This is a genomic window from [Actinomadura] parvosata subsp. kistnae (genome assembly GCF_900323885.1).
GTDB classification, from domain to species: domain Bacteria; phylum Actinomycetota; class Actinomycetes; order Streptosporangiales; family Streptosporangiaceae; genus Nonomuraea; species Nonomuraea composti.
Map to the genome: position 1 here is coordinate 819,751 of NZ_OOHJ01000006.1, position 22,014 is coordinate 841,764.

Annotated in this window: 23 protein-coding genes and 1 pseudogene; 16 read left to right on the top strand and 8 right to left on the bottom strand. The window is 73.2% G+C overall.

Going from position 1 to position 22,014, the window contains the following annotated elements; genetic code table 11:
• The first annotated feature begins 28 nt into the window (after positions 1 to 28).
• Positions 29 to 1,603 carry a carboxylesterase/lipase family protein gene (locus KIS93_RS07750; RefSeq protein ID WP_222107317.1) on the top strand — a complete coding sequence of 525 codons (1,575 nt, stop codon included), beginning with the start codon at positions 29 to 31 and terminating at the stop codon, positions 1,601 to 1,603.
• On the opposite strand, the gene KIS93_RS07755 is transcribed toward KIS93_RS07750, so the two are convergent.
• The gene (locus tag KIS93_RS07755; protein ID WP_186403959.1) at positions 1,584 to 2,399 is read right to left on the bottom strand and encodes a MurR/RpiR family transcriptional regulator; all 816 of its coding nucleotides are present in this window, start codon (positions 2,397 to 2,399) and stop codon (positions 1,584 to 1,586) included. The two genes, KIS93_RS07750 and KIS93_RS07755, sit on opposite strands and share 20 nt — an antisense overlap.
• Positions 2,400 to 2,463: 64 nt before the next feature.
• Between KIS93_RS07755 and thrC the strand changes: the two genes are divergently transcribed.
• The 10 genes and pseudogenes from thrC (at position 2,464) to KIS93_RS07805 (ending at position 10,253) form a co-directional block, all read left to right on the top strand.
• Entirely contained in the window at positions 2,464 to 3,528 is a 1,065-nt protein-coding gene (thrC, locus tag KIS93_RS07760; protein ID WP_080038789.1) for a threonine synthase, read from the top strand.
• Positions 3,529 to 3,684: 156 nt separating this feature from the next.
• Complete coding sequence (locus KIS93_RS07765) at positions 3,685 to 4,320, top strand: DNA/RNA non-specific endonuclease (RefSeq protein ID WP_186403960.1); 636 nt, start codon at positions 3,685 to 3,687, stop codon at positions 4,318 to 4,320.
• A 93-nt stretch (positions 4,321 to 4,413) separates the two neighbouring features.
• Positions 4,414 to 5,013, top strand: coding sequence for a biotin transporter BioY (locus KIS93_RS07770; RefSeq protein WP_080038791.1), 600 nt, complete (start codon positions 4,414 to 4,416; stop codon positions 5,011 to 5,013).
• Positions 5,014 to 5,020: 7 nt separating this feature from the next.
• A pseudogene (locus KIS93_RS07775) lies at positions 5,021 to 7,093 on the top strand (thiolase family protein); the annotation flags it as partial.
• A gap of 185 nt (positions 7,094 to 7,278) precedes the next feature.
• Positions 7,279 to 7,563, top strand: a complete 285-nt coding sequence (locus KIS93_RS64785) for a hypothetical protein (protein ID WP_246005219.1) — start codon at positions 7,279 to 7,281, stop codon at positions 7,561 to 7,563.
• Positions 7,563 to 8,240 (top strand): energy-coupling factor ABC transporter ATP-binding protein, encoded by a 678-nt coding sequence (locus tag KIS93_RS07785; RefSeq protein WP_080038795.1) that lies wholly within the window; start codon positions 7,563 to 7,565, stop codon positions 8,238 to 8,240. Before KIS93_RS64785 ends, KIS93_RS07785 begins: the two co-directional genes overlap by 1 nt.
• Positions 8,237 to 8,845: an energy-coupling factor transporter transmembrane component T family protein gene (locus KIS93_RS07790; protein WP_080038797.1), complete on the top strand. Its 609-nt coding sequence runs from the start codon at positions 8,237 to 8,239 to the stop codon at positions 8,843 to 8,845. Before KIS93_RS07785 ends, KIS93_RS07790 begins: the two co-directional genes overlap by 4 nt.
• Positions 8,846 to 8,893: 48 nt before the next feature.
• A complete protein-coding gene (locus KIS93_RS07795; RefSeq protein WP_080038799.1) occupies positions 8,894 to 9,247 on the top strand; it encodes an ArsR/SmtB family transcription factor in 354 nt (117 codons plus the stop codon).
• Positions 9,244 to 9,861 (top strand): SRPBCC family protein, encoded by a 618-nt coding sequence (locus tag KIS93_RS07800; RefSeq protein ID WP_230466172.1) that lies wholly within the window; start codon positions 9,244 to 9,246, stop codon positions 9,859 to 9,861. Before KIS93_RS07795 ends, KIS93_RS07800 begins: the two co-directional genes overlap by 4 nt.
• On the top strand, positions 9,861 to 10,253 hold the full coding sequence (locus tag KIS93_RS07805; protein WP_080038802.1) for a VOC family protein: 393 nt from the start codon (positions 9,861 to 9,863) through the stop codon (positions 10,251 to 10,253). The genes KIS93_RS07800 and KIS93_RS07805 overlap by 1 nt, the downstream gene beginning before the upstream one ends.
• A gap of 39 nt (positions 10,254 to 10,292) precedes the next feature.
• On the opposite strand, the gene KIS93_RS07810 is transcribed toward KIS93_RS07805, so the two are convergent.
• On the bottom strand, positions 10,293 to 11,072 hold the full coding sequence (locus tag KIS93_RS07810; protein ID WP_080038803.1) for an SDR family oxidoreductase: 780 nt from the start codon (positions 11,070 to 11,072) through the stop codon (positions 10,293 to 10,295).
• 108 nt (positions 11,073 to 11,180) lie between these two features.
• On the opposite strand from KIS93_RS07810, the gene KIS93_RS07815 reads away from it, so the two are divergent.
• The 5 genes from KIS93_RS07815 to KIS93_RS07835 all read left to right on the top strand — a co-directional run bounded on the left by KIS93_RS07815 (position 11,181) and on the right by KIS93_RS07835 (position 16,728).
• Entirely contained in the window at positions 11,181 to 11,759 is a 579-nt protein-coding gene (locus KIS93_RS07815; RefSeq protein ID WP_080038805.1) for a TetR/AcrR family transcriptional regulator, read from the top strand.
• Positions 11,760 to 12,201: 442 nt separating this feature from the next.
• Entirely contained in the window at positions 12,202 to 12,843 is a 642-nt protein-coding gene (locus KIS93_RS07820; RefSeq protein ID WP_080038807.1) for an NAD(P)-dependent oxidoreductase, read from the top strand.
• A gap of 419 nt (positions 12,844 to 13,262) precedes the next feature.
• The gene (locus tag KIS93_RS07825) at positions 13,263 to 14,879 is read left to right on the top strand and encodes a phytoene desaturase family protein (protein WP_080038809.1); all 1,617 of its coding nucleotides are present in this window, start codon (positions 13,263 to 13,265) and stop codon (positions 14,877 to 14,879) included.
• A gap of 136 nt (positions 14,880 to 15,015) precedes the next feature.
• Positions 15,016 to 15,546: a pyridoxamine 5'-phosphate oxidase family protein gene (locus tag KIS93_RS07830; protein WP_080038811.1), complete on the top strand. Its 531-nt coding sequence runs from the start codon at positions 15,016 to 15,018 to the stop codon at positions 15,544 to 15,546.
• A 228-nt stretch (positions 15,547 to 15,774) separates the two neighbouring features.
• On the top strand, positions 15,775 to 16,728 hold the full coding sequence (locus KIS93_RS07835; RefSeq protein WP_155127269.1) for an endonuclease/exonuclease/phosphatase family protein: 954 nt from the start codon (positions 15,775 to 15,777) through the stop codon (positions 16,726 to 16,728).
• 70 nt (positions 16,729 to 16,798) lie between these two features.
• On the opposite strand, the gene KIS93_RS07840 is transcribed toward KIS93_RS07835, so the two are convergent.
• The 6 genes from KIS93_RS07840 to KIS93_RS07865 all read right to left on the bottom strand — a co-directional run bounded on the left by KIS93_RS07840 (position 16,799) and on the right by KIS93_RS07865 (position 21,999).
• Positions 16,799 to 17,566 (bottom strand): hypothetical protein, encoded by a 768-nt coding sequence (locus KIS93_RS07840; protein WP_080046746.1) that lies wholly within the window; start codon positions 17,564 to 17,566, stop codon positions 16,799 to 16,801.
• Positions 17,567 to 17,921: 355 nt separating this feature from the next.
• On the bottom strand, positions 17,922 to 18,881 hold the full coding sequence (locus KIS93_RS07845; protein WP_080038815.1) for a hypothetical protein: 960 nt from the start codon (positions 18,879 to 18,881) through the stop codon (positions 17,922 to 17,924).
• On the bottom strand, positions 18,878 to 19,210 hold the full coding sequence (locus KIS93_RS07850) for a PadR family transcriptional regulator (RefSeq protein WP_230466173.1): 333 nt from the start codon (positions 19,208 to 19,210) through the stop codon (positions 18,878 to 18,880). Before KIS93_RS07850 ends, KIS93_RS07845 begins: the two co-directional genes overlap by 4 nt.
• Before the next feature lie 404 nt (positions 19,211 to 19,614).
• Positions 19,615 to 20,301, bottom strand: a complete 687-nt coding sequence (locus KIS93_RS07855; protein WP_080038819.1) for a cation efflux transmembrane domain-containing protein — start codon at positions 20,299 to 20,301, stop codon at positions 19,615 to 19,617.
• Positions 20,298 to 20,681: an ArsR/SmtB family transcription factor gene (locus KIS93_RS07860; RefSeq protein WP_080038820.1), complete on the bottom strand. Its 384-nt coding sequence runs from the start codon at positions 20,679 to 20,681 to the stop codon at positions 20,298 to 20,300. The genes KIS93_RS07855 and KIS93_RS07860 overlap by 4 nt, the downstream gene beginning before the upstream one ends.
• Before the next feature lie 139 nt (positions 20,682 to 20,820).
• A complete protein-coding gene (locus KIS93_RS07865; protein WP_080038822.1) occupies positions 20,821 to 21,999 on the bottom strand; it encodes an SWIM zinc finger family protein in 1,179 nt (392 codons plus the stop codon).
• Between the last annotated feature and the right edge of the window lie 15 nt (positions 22,000 to 22,014).

Here is a 22,014-nt window from a genome sequence, read left to right on the forward strand (position 1 = left end):
CAGGGCGCTCCGCCGGAAGGAGATCTCCGTGCGACTCATTCCCGCAGCAGCGATTCTGCTCCTCACCCCCCTGCTCGCCACCCTGCTCGCCACCCCGGCCGCCGCCGACCCGGGCCCGCCGGGCCAGGTGCGGACCGACCAGGGCGTGGTCCAGGGCGTGGTGCTGAAGGACCGCAGGGAGTTCAAGGGCATCCCGTACGCCGAGCCGCCGGTCGGCGCATTGCGCTGGAAGGCGCCTCGCCCGGCCAGGCCGTGGCGGGGCGTGCGGGACGCGACCGCGTTCGCGAGCCAGTGCGCGCAACCCGCGTCCCCCTTCGGCAACCCGCAGGCCACCTACGCCGAGGACTGCCTCTACCTCAACGTCACCACCCCGCGCCGCGCGGGGCGGCTGCCCGTCATGGTCTGGCTGCACGGCGGCGGCAACGTCAACGGCAACTCCGCCCCGTACGACGGCGCCAAGCTGGCGGTGGACGGCGGCGTCGTGGTCGTCACCGTCAACTACCGGCTGGGCGTGCTCGGCTGGCTGGCGCACCCCGTCCTGGAGGCGGGAGAGCGTTACCAGAGCGGCAACTACGGCCTGCTCGACCAGCAGGCCGCCCTGCGCTGGGTGCGCCGCAACATCGCGGCCTTCGGCGGCGACCCGGGCAACGTGACCCTGTTCGGCGAGTCGGCCGGCGCCGCCGACACCTGCGCCCACCTGGCCTCGCCCACCGCGGCCGGGCTGTTCCACCGCGCGATCGCGCAGAGCTACAGCTGCGCCTGGCCCACCAGGACCGAGACGGAGGCCGAGACGGCCGGGGCCGCCTTCGCCGCGGCCGTGGGCTGCTCCGACGCCGCCTGCCTGCGCACGCTGCCGGTCAAGACGCTGCTGGAGTCCTACCAGGAGCCGAACCCGTACGCGGTGGCCGGCGCCGATGCGGTGCTGCCCGCGCAGCCGCGCGACGCCATCGCCTCGGGACGCTACAACCGCATGCCGGTCGTCCACGGCAACACGCTGGACGAGATGCGGCTGTTCATCTCGCTGCAGTACCCGCAGCCGATCACCGAGCAGCAGTACGAGGGCTTCGTGCGCGAGACGTACGGGGCCGACGCCGCCGCCGTCCTGGGCCGCTACCCGGCGGCGGACTACCCCGACCTGCGGATCGCGATCGCGACCCTGCTGACCGACTTCGCCACCCCCCTGGCCACGTGCGGGCACCTGGACGCGCTCGGCCTGTTCGCCCGCTCCGGCGTGCCGGTCTACGGCTACCAGTTCGCCGACAGGAGCGCGCCGCCGCTGGTCGACGTGCCCGGCTTCGAGGAGGGCGCCTACCACGCCTCGGAGCTGGAGTACCTGTTCCCCGGCCTGCTGCCGGGGAGCGGGCTGAACGCCGAGCAGCGGCGGTTGTCGGACGCCATGGTCGGCTTCTGGACGTCGTTCGCCGCCACCGGCCGCCCTCAAGCGGGCTGGCCGCGTTTCCGTTCCCCGGGCGACGTGCTGAGCCTGGCGTCGGGCGCCATCCGCACGGTGAACACGGCCAAGGCGAGCAACTGCGCGTTCTGGGCCTCACTGGGCACCGCCCCCGAGCCGGGCAGGACGGCGGTCAGCTCAGGGCGCGGGTGAGCCGGTCGAGGTCGGCCAGCCGCCGGGCCGGCGCGAGCCGGGCGGCCGTGGCGACGAGCAGCAGCTCGGTGACCGCGATCTCGTGGGCGAGCGGCGCGATCGGCCCGCTCGCCTCACGCGGCAGGCTGATCAGCACCTCGGCCTCGGCGGCCAGCGGGGAGCCCCAGGCGTCGGTGACGAGCACCAGCCGCGCGCCCTGCTCGCGGGCGGCGCGCACGAACCGGGCGGTGGCGGGGGAGTAGCGACGGAAGTCGTAGGCCACGACCACGTCGGAGGGCCCCAGGTCCAGCACCGTCCTGGCCCGGGCGGGCGCCCCGTCGGGGACGCGGTGCGCGTCGGGGCGCAGGCTGGCGAGCTGGCGGATCAGGTAGTCGGCCGCCAGCTCGCTCAGCGGGCCGCCGAGCGCCCACACGGTGCCCGCCCCGGCCAGCAGCACGGCGACCTTGTGGCACAGCGCCTCGGGCACGGCGGCCAGGGCGCCGTCGAGCCCGGCGCGCAGCTCCTCGGCGGCCTGGCCGAGCCCGGAGGGGCCGGAGACGTGCTCCAGGAGCTGCGAACGATCGCGCGCCCCGTCCCGTACGGCGGCCTGGAAGGCGGCGAACCCGTCGTAGCCGAGCCGGTCGAACAGCCGCGAGGCCGTCGGCGGGCTCACCCCGGCCCGCTCGGCCAGAGCGCGCAGCGAGCCGAGCGCCGCGAAGGGGTAGTCGTCGAGCAGCACCCGGACGACGGCGCGCTCCCCAGGGGGCAGCTCCGGGTAGACGGCGCCGAGGCGGGCCGCGATCGCATCGTTCTCCACGATGACAAATGTTACATCAGCCCCCATTTGACGAAATATCCGAAACGGATGTTACGGTGCCGCCATGACTACCTGGCATGGCCTGATCGACAGCCCCTACCGGCGCTGGCTGCCGGTCACCGACGACACCCCCTCCGTCTCGCTGAACGAGGGCAACACCCCGCTGCTGCGCTCGCGGCACCTGTCGGAGCTGACCGGCTGCGAGGTCTGGCTCAAGGTCGAGGGCGCGAACCCGACGGGCTCGTTCAAGGACCGCGGCATGACGGTGGCGATCAGCCGGGCCGCCGAAGCCGGCGCGCGGGCCGTCATCTGCGCCTCCACCGGCAACACCAGCGCCTCGGCCGCCGCCTACGCCGCCCGCGCCGGGCTGAGCGCCGCCGTCCTGGTGCCCAGGAGCGGCGTCGCGCTGGGCAAGCTGAGCCAGGCCGTCCGGTACGGGGCCGAGATCGTCGAGATCGACGGCACGTTCGACGACTGCCTGCGCGTGGCCCGCGAGCTGGCCGCGCACCACCCGATCGCGCTGGTCAACTCGGTCGGCAACGAGCTGCGCCTGGCCGGGCAGCGCACCGTGGCCTACGAGGTGGTCGACGCCCTCGGCGACGCGCCCGACGTGCACTGCCTGCCGGTGGGCAACGGCGGCAACATCACCGCCACCTGGGGCGGCTACCGCAACTACCGCGAAGCGGGGCTGTCCTCCCGGCTGCCGCGCCTGTGGGGCTTCCAGGCGGCCGGCGCGGCCCCGTTCGTGCGCGGTGAGCCCGTCGCGCGGCCGCGCACGGCGGCCACCGCGATCAACATCGGCAGCCCCGCCACCTGGGACGCCGCCCTGGCCGCCCGCGACGAGTCCGGCGGGTTCATCGCCGCGGTGACCGACGAGCAGATCTTCGCGGCGTACCGGCTGGTGGCCCGCCGCGACGGCGTCTTCGCCGAGCCCGCGTCGGCGGCCGGGGTGGCGGGCCTGCTCGACCTGCACGCCAGGGGCGGGCTGGAGCCGGGCCTGCGCATCGTGATCACGCTGAGCGGCAACGGGCTGAAGGACCTCGACGCGTCGCTGCGCGACGGTTACACCGCCGTCGAGACCTCGGCCGCCACCGCGGACGTGGCCCGCGCGCTCCGCCTGGCCGCCTGAAACAACGAGAAGTAACCGTTCAGTAACGTTACGTGACTTCGGTCACGGGCACGAATGTCGCGACAAAGCCGACGAGGCGGCCGATAAGGCCATACGCCCCTCCATCGGCCTATCGCGCCTGCGCCGGCGATCTCCCCTTTCGAGAGGAACGCCACCGTGCCCGCACGTCCCCCCGCCCTGCTGCCCACCCTGCTGCCCACCCTGCGGCGGGCGAGCGCCGCCGCCCTGCTGCTCACCGCCGCGGCGGCGGCGCCCGTCACCGCGCCCGACACCGCTCCCTGCGAACGCCACCTGCGGCCCGCCCACACCTACCAGGCCCACCAGCAGACCTTCACCACCGACCAGCAAGGACGCCCCGTCGAGGCCCTGGCCAGGAAGCTCGTAGACAAGGCCGCCGAGCGTACCGACTGCCAGAGCACCGTGGGCAACTGGGGCGGCAAGGGCGACTGGAACGGCGGCCACCTCATCGCCGCCTCCTTCGACGGCGTCGGGATGCGCTACAACCTCGTCCCGATGCAGGGCAGGCAGATCAACCAGGGCCTGATGAAGGCCGTCGAGGACGGCGCCCGCTCCTGCCTGCGCGGCGACGTCCCCGTCACCGACTACCGCGTCCGCCTGCGCTACCCCGACCGCACCACCCTCGCCCCCGACCGGATCCGCATCACCCTGTCGGCCTCCCGGAAGCTGGACTTCACCCTGCCCAACCACGCCCTGCCCGCCAAGGAATTCGACTCCGAGCAGGACAGGATCGACAAGGCGTTCCGGGACGCCCGCTGCTCCGATCCCGCCTGAAGGGCCGGTATCGTTCGCTCGCAGATGATTCGGCGCAATGTTGTGGGATACCTCCATGCCCGCTCGTGACCATCGTGGTGTGGGATCTACCCCATGAGGAAACAGCGCGGGTTCGCGATGCGGACCCTGGCGAGAGTGGCCGTGTTCGCGGCGCTGATCGCCGTACTCGGCCTGCCCGGATCGCTGAACGTCTTCGGCAACGCCGTCCCGATCACGTTGCAGACCATGGGGGTGATGCTCGCCGGCGCCGTCCTCGGCTCCTGGCGGGCGGCGCTGGCCGTCGTGGTGCTGCTCGTGCTGGTGGCCGCCGGCCTGCCGCTGCTGGCCGGCGGGCGGGGCGGCCTCGGCGTGTTCACCGGGCCGTCGGCCGGCTACCTGGTCGGGTGGGTGGCGGGCGCGGCGGTGACGGGCTGGCTCGTGGAGCGCGGCGGGCGCGACCCCGGCCTCGTCCGCCTCATCGTGGCGTGCCTGGTGGGCGGCGTGGGCGTGATCTACCTGTTCGGCATCCCGGTGCAGGCGCTCGTCACCGGGATCTCCCTCCGCCGGGCGGCCTGGCTCAGCCTCATCTTCCTGCCCGGCGACGTGATCAAGGCCGTGCTCGCCTCCCTCGTCGCCAGGGGCACCCAGCGCGCCTACCCCGACGCGGTGCCCGCCGTGCACCAGGAGCGCCTGCGCTCGGGCGGGGGGCGTTGACCCGTCCATGCCCGTAGCCCGACACGTCCTGTCGCACGCCGCCGAGCGCCCGTCCCGGCTCGCGGTGCGCGGCCCTTCGTCCGAGCTCACCTACTCCGCGCTCGCCCGCCGGATCGACGGCGCCGCCCGGCACCTGCGCCGCCTCGGCCTCGGGCCCGGCGCGCTGGTCGCCGTCGCGCCCGCCGATCCGGTGGAGCTGCTGGTCGCCGTGCTGGCGGCCGACCTGGCCGGCGCCACGCCGCTGGTCGGCGACCCCGCCTGGGACCGCGAGCGGTGGGGGCAGGTCACCGGCGAGCACCTGGCGGCCCACATCGACGCCCCGCTCCCGCACGTACCAGGCCACGACCCCCACCCTGAGGCTCGTCCCGGCGACCTGGCCTGGGCGTGCTTCAGCTCCGGCAGCACCGGACGGCCCCGCGCCATCGTGCGCACCCGCGCCTCCTGGACCGACTCCTACGCCCACCTCGACCGCCTGGCCGGGATCGGCCCCGACGACGTCGTGCTGGTGCCGGGCCCGCTGGTCTCCTCCCTGTACGCCTTCGCCGCCCTGCACGCCCTGGCCACCGGCGCGACCGCGATCCTGCCCGGCCGCTGGCCCGCCGGCCGCTCCCTGGCCGCCCACCTGGCCGGGGCGAGCGTCGTGCACGTGGTGCCGCACCGGCTGCCCGACGTGCTCCGGCAGCCGGGCTCGGTCCGCGTGGCCCTGGTCGGCGGCGCGGCACTCGAGCCGGGCGCGCGGGCGGCGGCCGACGCGGCCGGGGTGCGCGTCGTCTCCTACTACGGGGCCACCGAGATGTCGTTCGTCGCCATGGACGCCGACGGCGGCGGGCTGCGGCCGTTCCCCGAGGTGGAGATCGAGGTCCGCCCCCGCACCGACGGGTCCCGCACGGGCTCAGGCGAGGCCCGCACCGGCGCGCAGGCGCCGCTCGGCGAGGTGTGGGCCCGCTCGCCCTGGCTGGCCGAAGGCTACCTGGCGGGCGCCGCCGGGCCGCTGCGCCGTGACGGCGACGGCTGGGTGACCGTCGGCGACCTCGCCGAGCCGTACCGGCCGGGCCAGGTGCTGCGGCTGCGCGGGCGGGGCGACGGCGCGATCCAGACCGGCGGCGCCACCGTCGTGCCCGAGGACGTCGAGGAGGTGCTGAGGAAGGTGCCGGGCGTGGCCGACATCGTCGTGGTCGGGCTGCCGCACCCGTCCCTGGGCGCCGTGGTGACGGCCGTCGTCGAGGCGCAGGAGACCTCGGCGCCCCGCAGGGCGCTGCTGGAGGCCACCGCCAGGGGCGGGCTGGACGCGGCGCAGCGGCCCGCCGCTGGTTCGTGGTGCCGAGCCTGCCGCGCAACCCGACGGGCAAACCGGCCCGCGCCCTGGTCGCGGCCCGGCTGGCGGGCGGCGACCCCGAGATCCGGCGGCTGGCCTGACATGGGCGGCGACACCCCGGTGGTGGTGGCGGCCCGGCGCACGCCCATCGGCACGGCCGGGCACGCGTACAAGGAGCTGACCGTCGACCGGCTGGCCGCGCCCGTGATCGCCGCCGTCGCCGCCGACGTGCCGGGCAGGCGGATCGACGACGTGATGCTCGGCAACTGCATGGGGCCCGGCGGGAACGTGGCCCGCGTGGCGGCGCTGGCCGCCGGGCTGGGGCACGAGGTGCCCGGGCTGACGGTGGACCGGCAGTGCGGCAGCGGGCTGGCCGCGATCCTGCTGGCCGGGCAGGCCGTGCGGGCGGGCGAGTCGGACCTGGTGATCGCGGGCGGGGCCGAGAGCGCCTCGACCGCCCCGCTGCGCATGTTCAAGGGCGACTCGGAGCCGTACGCGCGGGCGCCGTTCACCCCGTCCGGCCATCCCGACCCCGACATGGGGCCGGCCGCCGAAGCGCTCGCGGCGGCGTACGGGATCGTCCGCGACCGCCAGGACGCCTACGCCTGCCGCAGCCACGCCCGCGCCCTGGCCGCCAGGCAGTCCGGGCTGTTCGAGCAGGAGATCGTCCCGATCGGGGAGCGGCGCGACGACCAGCGGCCGCGCCCGCTGCGCGCGACCTCGCTGGCCCGCCTGCCTGCGGCGTTCGTCCGGGAAGGTACAGTGACGGCCGGTAATTCCTCCCCGGTCAGCGACGGCGCCGCGGCCGTGGCCCTCGTGCCGGAGCGGCTGCGCGCGGGCCTGCCGGGGATGCGGCTGGTGGCCGGGGCCGTGGCCGGGTGCGATCCGGAGCTGCCCGGGTGGGGCCGGTGCCGGCGATCCGCCGGGTGCTGGCGCGGACGGGGGTGGACATGGGGCGGGTCGCGGCGGTGGAGATCGTCGAGGCGTTCGCGGCGCAGGTGCTGGCCGTCACCGACGCGCTCGGGCTCGACCCGCTGGGCGCCGGCGACGAGCGCGTGTGCGCCGGCGGCGGCGCGCTGGCGCTGGGCCATCCGTGGGGGGCGAGCGGGGCCGTCGTGGTGACCCGGCTGTTCAGCCGGCTGGTCCGGGCCGGCGCCCCGCCAGGCACCCTGGGTTTGGCGGCGGCGGCCGTCGGGGGTGGGATGGGCGTGGCGGCGCTGTTCGAGGTGGTGTGATGGCGATCGAGTTCGACGAGGTGCACGTCCGCCTCGGGCAGCGCGACGTGCTGCGCGGCGTCACCGCCTCCCTGACCGAGCGGCGCGTCGGCGTGGTCGGCGCCAACGGCTCCGGCAAGAGCACCCTGGCCCGCCTGGTCAACGGCCTGGCGCTGCCCACCTCCGGCAGCGTCACCGTGCTCGGCCTGGACACCAGACGCCACGCCGCGAAGATCAGGCGCGGCGTCGGCTTCCTGTTCACCGACCCCGACGCGCAGATCGTCATGCCCACCGTGGCCGAGGACGTCGCCTTCTCCCTGCGCCGCAAGGGCCTGGCGCGCGAGGAGGTCGAGCGGCGCGTGGCCGACGTCCTGGCCCGCTACGGGCTGGCCGATCACGCCGACCATCCCGCCCATCACCTGTCGGGCGGGCAGAAGCAGCTCCTGGCATTGTGCTCGGTCATGGTGCTGGAGCCCGAGATCCTGGTCATGGACGAGCCCACCACACTGCTGGACCTGCGCCACTCGCGCCAGGTCGCCGGCCTGCTCGGCGAGATGCCGCAGCAGGTGCTGGTGGTCACCCACGACCTGCCGCTGCTGACCGGTTTCGATCGGGTGCTGGTGCTCGACGAGGGCCGCGTCGTCGCCGACGGCTCCCCGGAGGAGGCCATCGGCCACTACAGGAAGCTCATGGCGTGAACGCCCTGACCGGCGCGTACGTGCCCGGCTCCTCCCCGCTGCACCGCCTGCCCGCCGGCGCCAAGCTGGCCGGTCTGGCCGTGGCGTGCACCGCGCTGGTGCTGCTGGGCTCCCCCCTGGCTCTGGCCGGGGCGGGGGTGGTGGTCGTGGCCCTGTACGCGCTGTCGCGGGTGGGCGTGGCGGCGGCGTGGGCGCAGGTGCGGCCGGTGCGCTGGTTCGCGGTGGCGTTGTTCGGGATGCAGCTCCTCTTCGCCGGCCTGGACGGGGCGGTCTCGACGACGCTGCGGGTGGTGCTGGCCGTGGCGCTGGCCGGGCTGGTGACGCTCACCACCCGCACCGCGGCGATGATGCGGGCGCTGGAGCGGTGCCTGTCGCCGGCCAGGTTCGTGGGGCTGGACCCGTTCCGGCTGTCGTTGCTGCTGTCGCTGACCGTACGCAGTGTGCCGGTGGTGGCCGCGCTGGCGGCCCGCGTCGGGGAGGCGCAGCGGGCCAGGGGAGTGGAGCGCAGCGTGCGGGCGTTCGCGGTGCCGCTGGTGGTCGGCGCGCTGCGGCACGCGGACGCGCTCGGCGAGGCGCTGAGCGCGCGCGGCTTCGACGACTTATAGTTATCCCAGGGTTGACTTATATAAGCAGTGGCTGAAACACTGCTGGTCGTGCACGCATTCGACGTCCTCGGCGATCCGGTCCGCCGCCGGATCCTGGAGCTGCTCGCCGGCGGCGAGCGCAGCTCCGGCGAGGTCACCGCCGTCATCCAGCAGGAGTTCGGCATCTCCCAGCCGGCCGTCTCCCAGCACCTGCGGGTGCTGCGCGACAACGGGTTCGCCAGCGTGCGGGCCGAGGGCACCCGGCGGCTGTACGCCGTCGAGCCGGGGCCGCTGCGGGAGGTCGACCTCTGGCTGGACCGCTTCCGGGGTTTCTGGGAGCAGCGCCTGGACGCCCTGGCCACGGAGCTGGCCCGGGGCAAGCGCGAACGCCGCATCACCAACGAGACGAAGGACGAACCATGAACATGATCGACCATCTCACGCGGGCACACCGTGAGCTGATCGACGGCAAGCGCAAGAGCGTCGTGCTGCGCCGCCACTACGACGCCGAGGTCTCCGACGTCTGGCAGGCCATCACCGACCCCGACCGGCTGCGCCGCTGGTTCATGCCCATCAGCGGCGACCTGCGGCTGGGCGGCACGTACCAGCTCGAAGGCAACGCCGGCGGCGAGATCCTGCGCTGCGAGCCGCCGAGCCTGCTCAAGGTCTCCTGGCTGTTCGGCCCCGACCCCGGCTTCTCCGAGGTCGAGGTGCGCCTGGCCGCCGAGGACGGCGGCACCCGCTTCGAGCTCGTCCACACCGCCGAGCCGCCCGAGGAGTTCTGGTCGCAGTACGGCCCCGGCGCGACCGGCGTCGGCTGGGACCTGGCCCTGCTCGGCCTGGCCCTGCACCTGGAGGGCGGCGAGAAGGTCGACGAGGCCACCTTCCACCTCACCGAGGACGGCCGCGCCTACATCCTGGGCAGCGCCCGCTCCTGGGGCGAGGCCCACCGCGCCGCCGGCGCCCCCGACGACGTGGTGGACGAGACCGTCGCCAGGATCAACGCGTTCTACGCCCCGGAGCAGGAGGAGTCCTGATGAGGATCACCACGTTCCTGATGTTCCAGAACCGCGACGCCGAGGAGGCGATGAACTTCTACGTGTCGCTGTTCGACGACGGCAAGGTGGTCTCCGTCAAGCGCTACGGCCCCGGCGAGGACGGGCCCGAGGGCACGATCCAGCACGCCACGTTCTCGCTGGCGGGCCGGGAGTACATGTGCATCGACAGCCCCCCGGTCCACGGCTTCACCTTCACGCCGTCGATGTCGCTGTTCGTCGACTGCGACAGCGAGGAGCAGCTCCAGCGCCTCTACGACGCGCTGCTGGAGGACAGGCAGGCGCTGATGCCGCTCGGTTCGTACGGGTTCAGCAGGAAGTTCGGCTGGGTCAACGACCGTTTCGGTGTCTCCTGGCAGCTCAACCTGCCCTGACCTGGTTTTTACGGTCGGACGAGGCCCTGGTTCTTGCGGTCAGGCGAGGCTCTGGCCACCGTCCACCGTGACCACCGTGCCGGTCACGAAGTTGTTCGCCATGAGGAACAACGCCGCCGAGGCCGCCTCCTCCGCCGTCGCGAACCGTCCCAGCGGCGCGCTCTGCCCGGCCGCCGCCACGGCCGCGTCGTCGGCCAGGCCCAGCGCGCCGCGCGACAGCGGCGTGTCCACGACCCCGTACCTGATCGCGTTGACGCGCAGCCGCCGCGGCGCCAGCTCCACCGCCAGGGCCCGGGTCAGGCCCTCGACGGCGCCGATGCTCGCGATGGCCGCCGACGCGCCGGGGATCGGGCGGGTCAGGTAGAGGCCGGAGCTGAAGGTGAGGGAGCCGCCGGCGGGCAGGCGGCGGGCGGCGGCCCTGGCGACCCCGTACGCGCCCCAGATGCGCCCCTCCACCGTCTCGCGCACCTGCTCGCGCGGCGTGTCCAGCAGCGCCCCGCCCGCGAAGCCACCCGCCGTCACCAGGACGTGGTCCACGCTGCCCGCCTGGTCGAGCGCCTGCTCCAGAACGCTCTCATCCGTCCCGTCACCCGCGACGCCGGTCACGGAGGCGCCGTCCGCCGTGCGCAGCCGGTCCACGGCGGCCGCCAGGCGCCCGGCGTCGCGCGCCATGAGCACGACGCGGGCGCCCACGGAGGTCAGCAGGGCGCCGGCGGCCAGCCCGATACCGGAGCTGCCCCCGACCACCACCACCGTGCGGCCCTCCAGGGCGGCGGGCATGGGGGTGGTGACGGGAATGGGAGCAAGGGTCGTGGACATGGCGGTTCTCCTTCTGAAGCGAAATAAACCATCTAGTTGGTTTAGCCGATGGGCACCACCATGGCGCAGAGGCGGCCAATAAGTCAACTGGATGGTTTAATTGGCGGCATGACCTACGACGCGGAGGCCACCCGGCAGCGGATCTTCGAGGCCGCCACGGCCGAGTTCGCCGAGCACGGCCTGGCCGGCGGCCGGGTCGACCGCATCGCCGCCGCCGCCTGCGCCAACAAGCAGGCCATCTACCTGTACTACGGCGGCAAGGAGAAGCTGTTCGGCGCCGTCGTCCGCGCCAAGCTGGACGAGATCTGCCACGCGGTCAGCCTCGACCCCCGCACCCTGCCCGAGACGGTCGGGCAGCTCTACGACTGGTACCACGAGCACCCCGAGCTGATCCGCCTGCTGCTGTGGGAGGCGCTGGAGGCCGGCGGCGGCCCGGTCGAGGGCGAGCAGGAGCGCAAGGACTCCTACCGCGGCCACGTCGACGACCTCCTGACCGCCGGCCTGCCCGACCGGGCCACGGCCCAGGACTGGCTGTTCACCATCCTCGGCCTGGTGGCGTGGAACTTCGCGGTGCCGCAGCTGCGCCGCCTCATCCTCGACGAGCCCGACCCCGAGCGGGCTGTGGCCCGGCGGCGCGAGATCGTGGTGGGGCTGGCCCGCGCGCTGGCCGAGCAGGCGTCCGCCTGACCTCGCGACGACGCGCAGATCTCCGGCGGTGCCGAGGTGGCGCATCGCGCAAGTGGGGTACAGGACGGCGGGTGACGCCGAAGCTCTGCTCACGGCACCGTCTACCGGACGCCCCTCCTGTGCTGCCTCCGCAACTTCGGAGACGTCCGAGCCGCCGCGGAGCTGACCCTGCACGCCAACACGGTCCGCGGAACGCATCAGGCGTGCACAGGAACGCTGGACCACCCGGATCGCCGCGTGCCTGTCCCACGCCGAGCGCCGGGCTGTCGACGTGCGCGAGCACATGGTCAACGCCAAGGTGCTCGGCCCCGTGCTCGCCGCAGGGCTGCTGTTCGACGTTCTCGTCCCAGCACGGGATGTGCATCCCTGGGCCGGCCGGTGGGGGAGGGCGTTAAGGTGGGTGAGTAAGCACTTACCAACCTGCCTGGAAGAGGCGACGCACATGAAGATCACCGTCTTCGGAGCCACCGGCGGCACAGGGCTGGAGCTGCTGCGCCAGGGACTGGAGCGGGCCCACGACGTCACCGCCGTCGTCCGCGACGCCGGCCGCCTGCCCGCCGGACTGCGCGACCGCCTCGACGTGCTCGAGGCCGACATCATGAACCCCGACGCCATCGCCCCCGCCGTCGCCGGCCGGGACGCCGTGCTGAGCGCGATGGGCTCGCGCGAACGCGGCCCCACCACCGTCCAGACCGACAGCATCACCTCCATCCTCGCGGCCATGCGGCGGGAGGGCACGCGGCGGCTGCTGATGGTCAGCGCCGCCGGGCTGGAGGCCGACGCCGGTGACGGGCCCTTCACGCGGTACGTGCTCAAGCCGCTGATCGTCCAGCGGCTGTTCCGCCATTCTTACGCCGACCTGGCCAGGGCCGAACAACTGCTGCGCGGCAGCACCGGGGTGGACTGGACGATCGTGCGGCCCGCCCGCCTGACCGACGCCGGCCGTACCGGCGCCTACCGCACGGCCAGGGATCTGAGCGTCCGGGGCGGGCTGTCCACCTCCCGCGCCGACGTGGCCGACTGCATGCTGGAGCTGATCGGCGATCGTACGTCGGTCGGCCACGTCGTCTCGGTCGCCTCCTGAAGCGGCGCGGGCGTTCAGGGGGTGATGTCCACCAGGACCTTGCCGACGGCGCCGGCCTCCACCGCCCGGTGCGCGTGGATGGAGCCGGCCGACAGGCCCGACTCTCCGGGGAGCCGTGCCCGGGTGCGAAGGGGAGCGAACCCGAAACCCTCACATGACGCATGGCATCAGGACATTGCGCGAAGAAGGGCCAAAGGTGCCGCTGTCATGGGACTGGATCTGCATTCGGCGCGATTGACTGGGTTGCCAGAGTGGTGCTAATCAGGGACCGCCTCCCGTTCCCGCCTGTCCCAGGGCGGTGCCGTCCCGTTGATCACGCTGGAGCATGCTGCGCGCCAGTGAGGCGGGTCCAGGTGGAGCAAGGCCGGCAGGCCGAAGACCTGTACCCGCGCCGGACGATGACGACTCGGGGGTGAACGGTGAGCGACGAAGCCGATGTTGTGGTGATCGGAGCGGGCATCAACGGTCTGGTGGCCGCGGCCGAGCTCGCGGGCGCCGGATGGAAGGTGGTGCTGCTCGACACGCGCGACCGGCTCGGCGGGTTCATGGACTCCGAGGAGCTGACGATCCCCGGGCACGTCCACGACACGTTCTCCTCGTGGCATCCGCTGTTCGTCGGGGGCGGCGCGTACGCCGAGCTCGGCGCGGCGCTGCACGAGCGCGGCCTGGAGTACGCCAACACCGATGGCGCCGTGACCGCGTCCATCTCCGAGCGCGGCGTCGTCATCGCCGACCGGGACCCGGAGGCGACCGCCGCCCGGCTGGCCCACGCCGACGACCAGGCGGCGTACCGCACCATGCTCGCTGAGTTCGAGCGGCGTGCGGGCGTCGTGTTCGGCGTGCTCGGCTCGGAGCTGCGCGCCCGGGACATCGCCCGGGTCGGCGCGACCGCGTTGCGGGGCCTGGGCGTGAGCGGCGCGCTGGAGCTGGCCCGGGTCGCCGCGCAGAGCGGCCGCGGCTTCGTCCGCGAGCGTTTCACCGGGTGGGAGGCCGACCAGCTCTGGACGCCGTGGCTGCTGCATGCCGGGCTGGGCCCGGACCACGCCGGCGGCGGCCTGATGCTGCCGGTGATGGCGGCCACCATGCACGGCATCGGCCTTCCGGTGGTGAAGGGCGGAGCGCGGCGGTTCGTGGCGGCCTTCGAGCGGCTGCTCGCCGACCGTGGTGTCGAGGTCCGTCCGGGTGTCCGCGCCGAGCGGATCGAGGTCGCCGGCGGCCGCGCGGTCGCCGTCCACGCCGGCGGCCGGCGTATCGCGGCCCGCAAGGCGGTGCTGGCCTCGACCTCGACCGGCGATCTGTACGAGCGGCTGCTGGACCGCGACGCCGTGACCGGCAAGGGGCGGCGTGCGGCGCGGTTGCACCGGCCGGGCCGGGCCGCCATGCAGATCCACCTCGCCCTCGGCGAACGGTTGCGGTGGAGCGATGCCGCCCTGGACCCGGTGCCGCTGGTGCACGTCTCGAACGGCGCCGACGGCACCGGCATCGCCTGCGCCCAGGCCGAGGCCGGGTTGCTGCCCGCCGCGCCCACGGTCGTCGTCGGACAGCAGACGGTTCTCGACCCCAGCCGCGCTCCGGAGGGCGCCGGCACGTTGTGGATCCAGCTCCAGGAGCTGCCGTTCGCTCCCCGCGGTGACGCCGCGGGCGAGATCGACGTGGCCGGCGGGTGGAGCGAGGAGGTCGTGGCGGCATATGTGGGCCGGGTGATCGATCGCATCGCGGCCTTCGCTCCCGGTCTTCGCGACAGCATCCGCGGCACCGTCGCCCTGCCGCCACCCGCCCTGCTCGCCGCGAACCCGAACGCGGTCGCCGGTGACCCGTACGGCGGCGCCGCCGAACTCGACCAGAGCTTCGTGTGGCGTCCCGGCACCGGCACCGGCCACCGGACGGGCATCGCCGGGCTCTGGCACATCGGCGCCTTCACCCATCCCGGCGCCGGCCTCGGAGGCGGCTCGGGACACATCGTGGCCCGGCAGCTCCTTTCGAGCGACGGTGTCCGGGCCAGAATCGGGCGCCTTCGCGACGGCAAGAACGCCTAGTGCCCTGAGCGCGATGGTGTTCGCGCAGCCGATGAAAATCATGACACAAGATGTCGGGTTTTACGGCGAGCATGATGCGCTGGTCGGCGCCGATGGAGAGCGCCGACCGAGCCCTCATGGACAGACAAGGACCGCCATGCACGAAACGCGAGAAGAGCTCCAGGAACTGCAGGCTCTGCTGGACGCTTCTCTTTCCCGTTCCACCTCGCATCTCCGCTCGATCATCACCACCGACAGCACACTGACCGCGGAGCAGCTCACCGGCGTCCTCACCGGCATGTGCACCCTGGCGCTGTCCACCGTGACGGCGAAGGGCGAGCCGCGGATCAGCGGGGCGGACGGGCACTTCCTGCACGGCAAGTGGCACTTCGGCACGGCGCGCACAGCCGCCAAGGCCCGCCATCTGGCGGCCCGCCCCGCCGCCAGCGTCGCGCACCTGCGCGGTGAGGACCTGGGGGTGTTCACGCACGGCACGGTGGAGATCCTCAACCCCCTGGGTGGCGAGCCGGCCGCCGACTGGCCGGACCTGCTCGCCTACCTCAAGGACTTCTACGGCGACGACCTCTTCGACTGGGACAACGAAGTGGTCTACTACCGGCTGCATCCCCACTGGATGAGCGTCTTCGCCCCCGACCTCGCCAAGCTCACCGCGGAGTCCCGTTCGTGATCCGGGCTGAAGCCGGCGTCCGCGATTTAGTGCGGTGCAGCGAGCCGTAAGGCCGGGCTCGTCGTTCTCGACGAGCCCGCAAGGGCAACCCGGGCTCTTCCTTGAGGGGCGCGGGGCCTTCACCGCGGCCATTTCCATGAGTCACACCAGTCGATCGACAGATTCGCCGCAAGGCCGTCGGTGAATAACGTCGGTGCTGTTTCGACAGCGTCGATGGGAGTACGTGAGATGAAAATGCTCGCCCGCTTGATGGTCGCCGTGGTGACCCTGGGCGTGACCTTACTGACCGGCGGTTCGGCGCACGCCGCCGACACGGAGCGAACCTACAACGTGTGGCAGTGGAATGTGGCCGGCTGGAAGATGAACGACGGGTCCACGACCAACGGAATGGTGGACGCCGCGGCCGCGTCGATCCTGAACAGGGACGCGGATTTCGCGGCGTTCAACGAACTCTGCTGGAACCAGTACAAGGCACTGCAGGAAAAACTCCTGCAGAACGGCTGGGTGTCGGCGGGCACCAGCTTCGCCCGCTTCGCGGCCATCCGCAACGGGGGAGAATCGCACGATGACGAGGCCTGCAACGGAGAGCCGTACGGCGTCGCCATCTTCAGCCGGCGAGACCTCGGCATCGCCGAGAAGTACGACCTGCCGCAATACACCCCGAAAGTCGTGTACAAGCTTCTGTGCGCGCCGCTCGCCGACCTCGGGCGCATGCGGTTCTGCACCACGCACATCACCAGCAAGAATTCCGACATCAACGGAAGCCCCATCAACGAGCAGCAACTGAACGCGGTGCAGGAACATCTCGAAGACCTCTACAACGCCGGCAACACCGTGATCATCGCCGGCGACTTCAACGCACGCCCCCATCTGATCCGGCTCAACGACTGGTACTCCCCGTCGGTCAACGGGCCGAACAACCACAACAACACCGGGGCTTACCGGGAGCTCGACGACCTGGACCCGGTGTGCCCGGGCGTCGGCGAGACCACCGTCCTGGGCATCGGGAACGAGACACCCTGCGGCCAGCCTCCCAAGATCGACATGATCTTCGTACGGGAGAGCCTGATCGCCGGCGCGTACTCCGCTGACGCGCTCGGCCAGGGCACCGGCTGCGGCGGCGGAGGGTGCTCCGACCATCGCGTCCTGACCGGCACGGTCACGGTCCGCATCAGGGCCTGACGGCAGGCCCACCGGAGCCGCCCCGTCCGCCGGCCGACACGGCAGGCGGACGGGGCCCGCACCGGGCCTGTCACCAGCTGAGCACCCGCAGCGGCACTTTCGTCTCGGCCGGCTGGGCCTGCTCGCGCAGCTCCGGTACGGCGTCGCGCAGCACCTTGATCCCGAGCGGCACGAGCACCAGGCACAGGGCGGCGCCCGACAGGACGCCGTCGATCAGCTCGCTCCTCTTCAGCACGCCGGTCCACAACCATCCCGAGAACACGAACAGCGCCAGCCGCCCGGTGCCGAACGTGCCCGAGCGGAAGGCGGCGAAGCCGAGCAGCAGCGTCCCGAGGTAGAGGCCGAAGGCCGCCGAGACGGGCACCCGCCAGGGCCCGTAGGAGATGTCCTCGTACAGGCTCATCACGATCTCGGTCGTCCGCTCCAGCCCGAGCGTCCCGATGAGCCGCAGGGCCGTCTCGTCCACGCCCGCCCAGTACAGGCGCGAGAACAACCCGACGACCACCATCGCGCCGCCCAGGCGGGCCGGCCACGGTGAGCGCGCGGCGGCCACCCGTGCCAGCACGACGACGGCCAGGCACAACACGATGGCGCCCGCCGTGTAGAGGGCGTATCCGGCGGTGGCCAGGCCGGGGTTCACGGTGTAGACGGCCAGTTGCTCCGGAGCGGCGAACGGCTGCGCGGCGAAATGCGCCCGCTGCTGCGCGGTGAACGGCGCCGTGCTCGTCGCCAGGTGGCGCAGCGTCAGCCCGGCGAGCCACAGGAGCGGGCCGAGTACCAGGGCGCCGCCTCCGAGGAAGCGCCCGGGAAACCAGGCGTTGTGGGTGATCAATGGCATGCCGCTCACCCTGGCGTGCGGGAGCGGGCCGCCACATCTGCCGTTCGTCCAGGTACGGACATCACTTTAGTCAGCAGCGAGCCCGTGGAACGGCAGGGGCACCGGGCCGAACGCCTATGAGGATGCCGACCCATCAGGTCTCAAGACGTGAAGCACCAGTGGGTACGCTGGCCGGGCTTCCGGCTGCCCACCGAACGCGGAGCGGCCGCCGATGCCCTGCGTGAGGCGTGGGACCGGGCCGGGTCGGAGCGCCTGCTGCGGCGGTCAGGGCCGCACCGGCACCGCCCCGGCCTGCCTGGCCGTGCTCGACGGCGCACCGAACGACCAGGCGGTCACCTACGTACGCGAGCCGGGGTCAGATCCTGGGAGGCCTGCGCCGCCGCTTCACGGTGACGTGCCACCGCTTACGCAGCCATTCGACGCCCGCGTAGAACCCCACCATGCAGGGAATCGAGTAGAACGCCGACCCCCACCCCTGCACCCAGTACACGTTGTACGCCGCAGCCACCATGAACGGCCCGAGCAGCGTCCACGTACGCCACTCCGAGGCCAGCACCCACGAGGCGGCCCGCCGGACGTGGTACAGCCGCACCCGCCCCGACAACGCCATCCGCAGTTCCAGCACCCGGCGAAGCTGGTGGACCGAGTAGATGACCTGCGCGGACGAGGTGGCCTTGGCGTTGGCCAGCTCGTACAGCTCGGCGTGCAGTTCCTCGGCGTAGCGGCTGCGGTGCCTGGCGGGCAGCAGCCGGGTCAGGGCGTCGACCAGGACCACGGCGGGGCGGGCGACGTTGGCCCGCTTGGCGGCGACGTGCGCGGGCTCGAACTGGTGCAGCCACTTGTCCAGCCGGCGGACCAGGCGGACGGCCTGGCCGAGGTCGCGGTCGAGCTCGCGGGCGCGGATCTGGACCTCGTCCAGCGTGCCTGCCAGGGTCCGGGCGGGCTCGAAGATCCGGTCGCAGGCGTTCATCACGGTGAGCGCCCTGACGCGGTGCCGGGCCCCTGCGATGATGCGCTCGTCGGTGATGCCGCGCGACAGGAGCCTGGCCTGGTCGAGGCTCCGGTCGAGCACGTTGAGCGGCGTGCTGGTGAGGTCGGGGATGCGGGCCTCCTCCAGCGTCCCGGCCAGCCGCAACGCGCGCCCGCGTGCGCGGTCGAGCAGGATGACGGCCTCCAGGGAGTAAGCCAGCTCGCGACAGCGCTCCAGGTCCTCAACGAGGATCCCGGCGTGGACGCGGGCCCGCTCCAGGGCTCTGGTGAGGTCAAGGATCCCGGTGGTCTGGAGAACGTCGGCACTGCCGCCTAATTTGCTCACATCGCACCATCCGCGAGGCCGGGCCGCCTGATCGGCAGGGTGCCGATCTTGGTGTGTGCCTTGGCGAGCGCCTGACGCGCCTGCTCGGCACCGTCCGCCGTGAGCCGGTAGTAGCGACGGCGGGGGCGGCCCTCCTCGCTCGGGTCGATGTCCTCGAACCTCGACTGCAGCCAGCCGATGCCTTCAAATCTGGCAAGGATGGGATGGATCGTGCCACTCGGCAGCCCGGCGGCGTCACAGATCTCCAGCCCGTACATCTCCCGTGTGGGGCTCTCCAGAAGAGCGCGGAGCACGAGCTGGGTCGACAATGTCATGCGCGGACCACCCATGCTCTAACTCTACCTAGGGGCTAGGTAGAGAACAAGCATCTACGCCGCCTCGGCGGCCATCCGCCGCCGGCCCCGCCTCGTACGACTCCGCCACGCCCGCCACCGACTTGCTGATGGCCGCATCGTGTGGCGGGTATGGACCGGTGTGCCCTGGCGGGATGTGCCCGGGCCAGGACAGCGACACCCGGCGACTGCCGGTGCTGCTGAACCGTATCCGCATACCCTGGCCGGGCCGCGTCGGCCGGCCACGCACGCGGCTGCACAGCCTGACCGGCGACAAGGCCTGCGGCTCGGCCGCCAACCGCACGCTGCTGCGCCGCCGCAACCAGAGCGAACGCCTGATGAACCGGCGCAAGCAGTACCGCGCCATGGCCACCAGTACCCCTGATCCAGGGGAACACACCCTAGCAGCACCCGTCGGCGCAGCCCTGCTCACGCGCAGGCGCGCCCTCGCCGGCGAGCGGGGGCGGGCAGCAGGTGTCGCCGCGCCAGGCTTCGCGGCCTTCCTTGACGGCGACGGCGGCGATGACGAGGGCGGCGATCGGGTCGGCCCAGGACCAGCCGAACAGGCTGTTGAGCGCCAGGCCGGCGAGGAGCACCCCGGACAGGTACGTGCACAGCAGCGTCTGCTTGGAGTCGGCGACGGCCGAGGCGGAGCCGAGCTCGCTGCCGGCGCGGCGTTGCGCGTGCGACAGGAACGGCATGACGACCAGGCTGAGGGCGGCCAGGATCAGGCCGGGGGTGGAGTGCTCGGCCTCGCCGGCGCCGAGCAATGCGCGCACGGCGTCGAAGGTGACGTAGGCGGCCAGCGCGAAGAACGAGATCGCGATGACGTGCAGCGCCATCCGCTCCCGCCGTTCGTGGTCGTGGGCGGAGAACTGCCAGGCCACCGCGGCGGCCGAGGCCACCTCCACGACCGAGTCGAGGCCGAAGCCGATCAGCGCGGCCGAGGAGGCGAGGGTGCCGGCGGTGATGGCGACGGCCGCCTCGATCACGTTGTAGGTGATGGTCGCCGCGACCAGCAGCCGGATGCGGCGCCGCAACGCCGTGCGCCGGGCGGGGCCGGGAGCGGGCAGGTCGATCGCGCTCACCTCGCCCCACCTCGCCCGGCGTCCGGGTGAGGGGCGGGGCAGAGCGTGACCGCGTGGCCGGTGGCGACCAGCAACTGCTCGGCGGAGGCGAGCAGGTCCATCAGCTCGGGCCGGGTCAGGCTGTAGAAGGACTGGCGGCCCTCGGCGCGGTAGTCGACCAGGCCGCAGTCGCGCAGGCAGGCCAGGTGCTTGGAGACGGTGGACTGGGCCAGGCCGAGCTCGGCCACGAGGTCTACGACGCGAGCCTCGCCGCGGGCCAGGCGTTGCACGATGCGCAGCCGGTTCTCATCGGCCAGGGAGTGGAAGAGCGCGGCCGCCGGGGGGACGCCGGCGGCGATGTCCGCGCTGACACAGGGCCCCGCATCGCTATCAATCGCCATATGGCGATGATATCCCGTTCTGGGCATCTCATGGCAAGGAGCGGCCCAGAGCTTGAGGCGGGCTCCAGGCGCGCTCCTGGTGCGCATCCGGGTGCGCTCCTGGTGCAAACCCCGTGACCGGTGCGGGTTCGGGGTCGCTTCAGCCGAGCAGGGCCGACGGGTCGCGTTCCGGTGGGCCGGCGGGCCACCACTCGTCCCCGCGCTGCCGGAACGGGTACCAGCGTCCGTCGCGGCTGTAGCGCAGTTGCAGCGGGCCGAGGGTCCAGCGGTTGCGCCACACCTCCGGGCGCGGCGGGCGTTCGCCCTCCCAGCCGGACTCCAGCAGCGCCTGAGCCCTGGCCAGCTCGTGCCGGGGCGGGGTCCAGGCGTGCTCCAGGACGTCGAGGCCGTCGGCGCCGCCGTAGCGCCACGCCTGGACGGCGGCGCCGAGCCCGAGCTCAGGCCGCGCTTCCGGCCTGGCGTCCGGGTCGTCGTCCGATACCGCGTTCGGGCCGGTGGCCGGTATGAGGGCCGGGCCGTGTTCGGCGAGGAGGCGGACGTGGTCCTGGTGCTCGGTCAGCTCGGGCAGGCGGCCGTGCCGGAGCAGGTCGCGGGCCCGGCCGGCGGCGGAGGCGGCCAGGAGCGCGAGGGCGGTCACGTCCACGCCCGGGCCGGGCTCCAGGGCGGGCGGGGTGTAGGCGACGTCGTACGGCGGCGGCTCCGGCAGCGGCGGCACCCCCGCCGCGTACGCCAGTGCCGCCGGCACCCCCGACGGCTCCTGGACGGGCGCCTCGCGCTCCTGCAACGCCTCGATCAGGTCGCGCTCGCCGCGCCCGCGCATCAGCAGCAGCACGAACGGGTCCGCGTCCAGCAGCCACGACACCTGGTAGCACAGGGCGGCGGCGTGCTTGCAGGGATGGCCCCAGTCGGGGCAGGAGCATTCGGGCTCGAGGTCGCCGACGGCCGGCAGCAGCGGCACGGCGGCGTCCTCCGCCGCCTCGACGAGGTCGTGCGGCATGTCGCGGTCGAGCAGCGCGGCGATGTGCCCGGCCTTGGCGGCGACCTGGTCGAGGAAGCGTTCCCAGGCCGCGTCGGTGAGCTGCTCGACGCGGACGACGACGTCGTACTCGCTTTCGGCGACGGCGGCGATCCTGCCGGGGCTGACGGTGATGGGGCCGAGCCGGCCCTGTTTGGCGTACGCGCGGCCGTTGCGCAGCAGGGTGTGGTCCAGGGAGGTGTCCTCCATGGCCTGGATCCAGGCGCGTCCCCACCAGGAGGTGGCGAAGCGGGCGCCGGCGCGTTGCGGGGGGAAGGCGGCGAAGCCGCGGGCGTCGGTCATGCGGGCTCCCAGGGG

Excerpts from the sequence above, each read along its gene's own strand:
- thrC (WP_080038789.1), top strand. The coding sequence starts at position 2,464 with ATGACTACCTGGCATGGCCTGATCGACAGCCCCTACCGGCGCTGGCTG.
- KIS93_RS07770 (WP_080038791.1), top strand. The coding sequence starts at position 4,414 with ATGAGGAAACAGCGCGGGTTCGCGATGCGGACCCTGGCGAGAGTGGCC.
- KIS93_RS64785 (WP_246005219.1), top strand. The coding sequence starts at position 7,279 with ATGGGGCGGGTCGCGGCGGTGGAGATCGTCGAGGCGTTCGCGGCGCAG.
- KIS93_RS07785 (WP_080038795.1), top strand. The coding sequence starts at position 7,563 with ATGGCGATCGAGTTCGACGAGGTGCACGTCCGCCTCGGGCAGCGCGAC.
- KIS93_RS07800 (WP_230466172.1), top strand. The coding sequence starts at position 9,244 with ATGAACATGATCGACCATCTCACGCGGGCACACCGTGAGCTGATCGAC.
- KIS93_RS07805 (WP_080038802.1), top strand. The coding sequence starts at position 9,861 with ATGAGGATCACCACGTTCCTGATGTTCCAGAACCGCGACGCCGAGGAG.
- KIS93_RS07810 (WP_080038803.1), bottom strand. The coding sequence starts at position 11,072 with ATGTCCACGACCCTTGCTCCCATTCCCGTCACCACCCCCATGCCCGCC.
- KIS93_RS07815 (WP_080038805.1), top strand. The coding sequence starts at position 11,181 with ATGACCTACGACGCGGAGGCCACCCGGCAGCGGATCTTCGAGGCCGCC.
- KIS93_RS07820 (WP_080038807.1), top strand. The coding sequence starts at position 12,202 with ATGAAGATCACCGTCTTCGGAGCCACCGGCGGCACAGGGCTGGAGCTG.
- KIS93_RS07830 (WP_080038811.1), top strand. The coding sequence starts at position 15,016 with ATGCACGAAACGCGAGAAGAGCTCCAGGAACTGCAGGCTCTGCTGGAC.
- KIS93_RS07835 (WP_155127269.1), top strand. The coding sequence starts at position 15,775 with ATGAAAATGCTCGCCCGCTTGATGGTCGCCGTGGTGACCCTGGGCGTG.
- KIS93_RS07840 (WP_080046746.1), bottom strand. The coding sequence starts at position 17,566 with ATGCCATTGATCACCCACAACGCCTGGTTTCCCGGGCGCTTCCTCGGA.
- KIS93_RS07850 (WP_230466173.1), bottom strand. The coding sequence starts at position 19,210 with ATGGGTGGTCCGCGCATGACATTGTCGACCCAGCTCGTGCTCCGCGCT.
- KIS93_RS07860 (WP_080038820.1), bottom strand. The coding sequence starts at position 20,681 with ATGGCGATTGATAGCGATGCGGGGCCCTGTGTCAGCGCGGACATCGCC.
- KIS93_RS07865 (WP_080038822.1), bottom strand. The coding sequence starts at position 21,999 with ATGACCGACGCCCGCGGCTTCGCCGCCTTCCCCCCGCAACGCGCCGGC.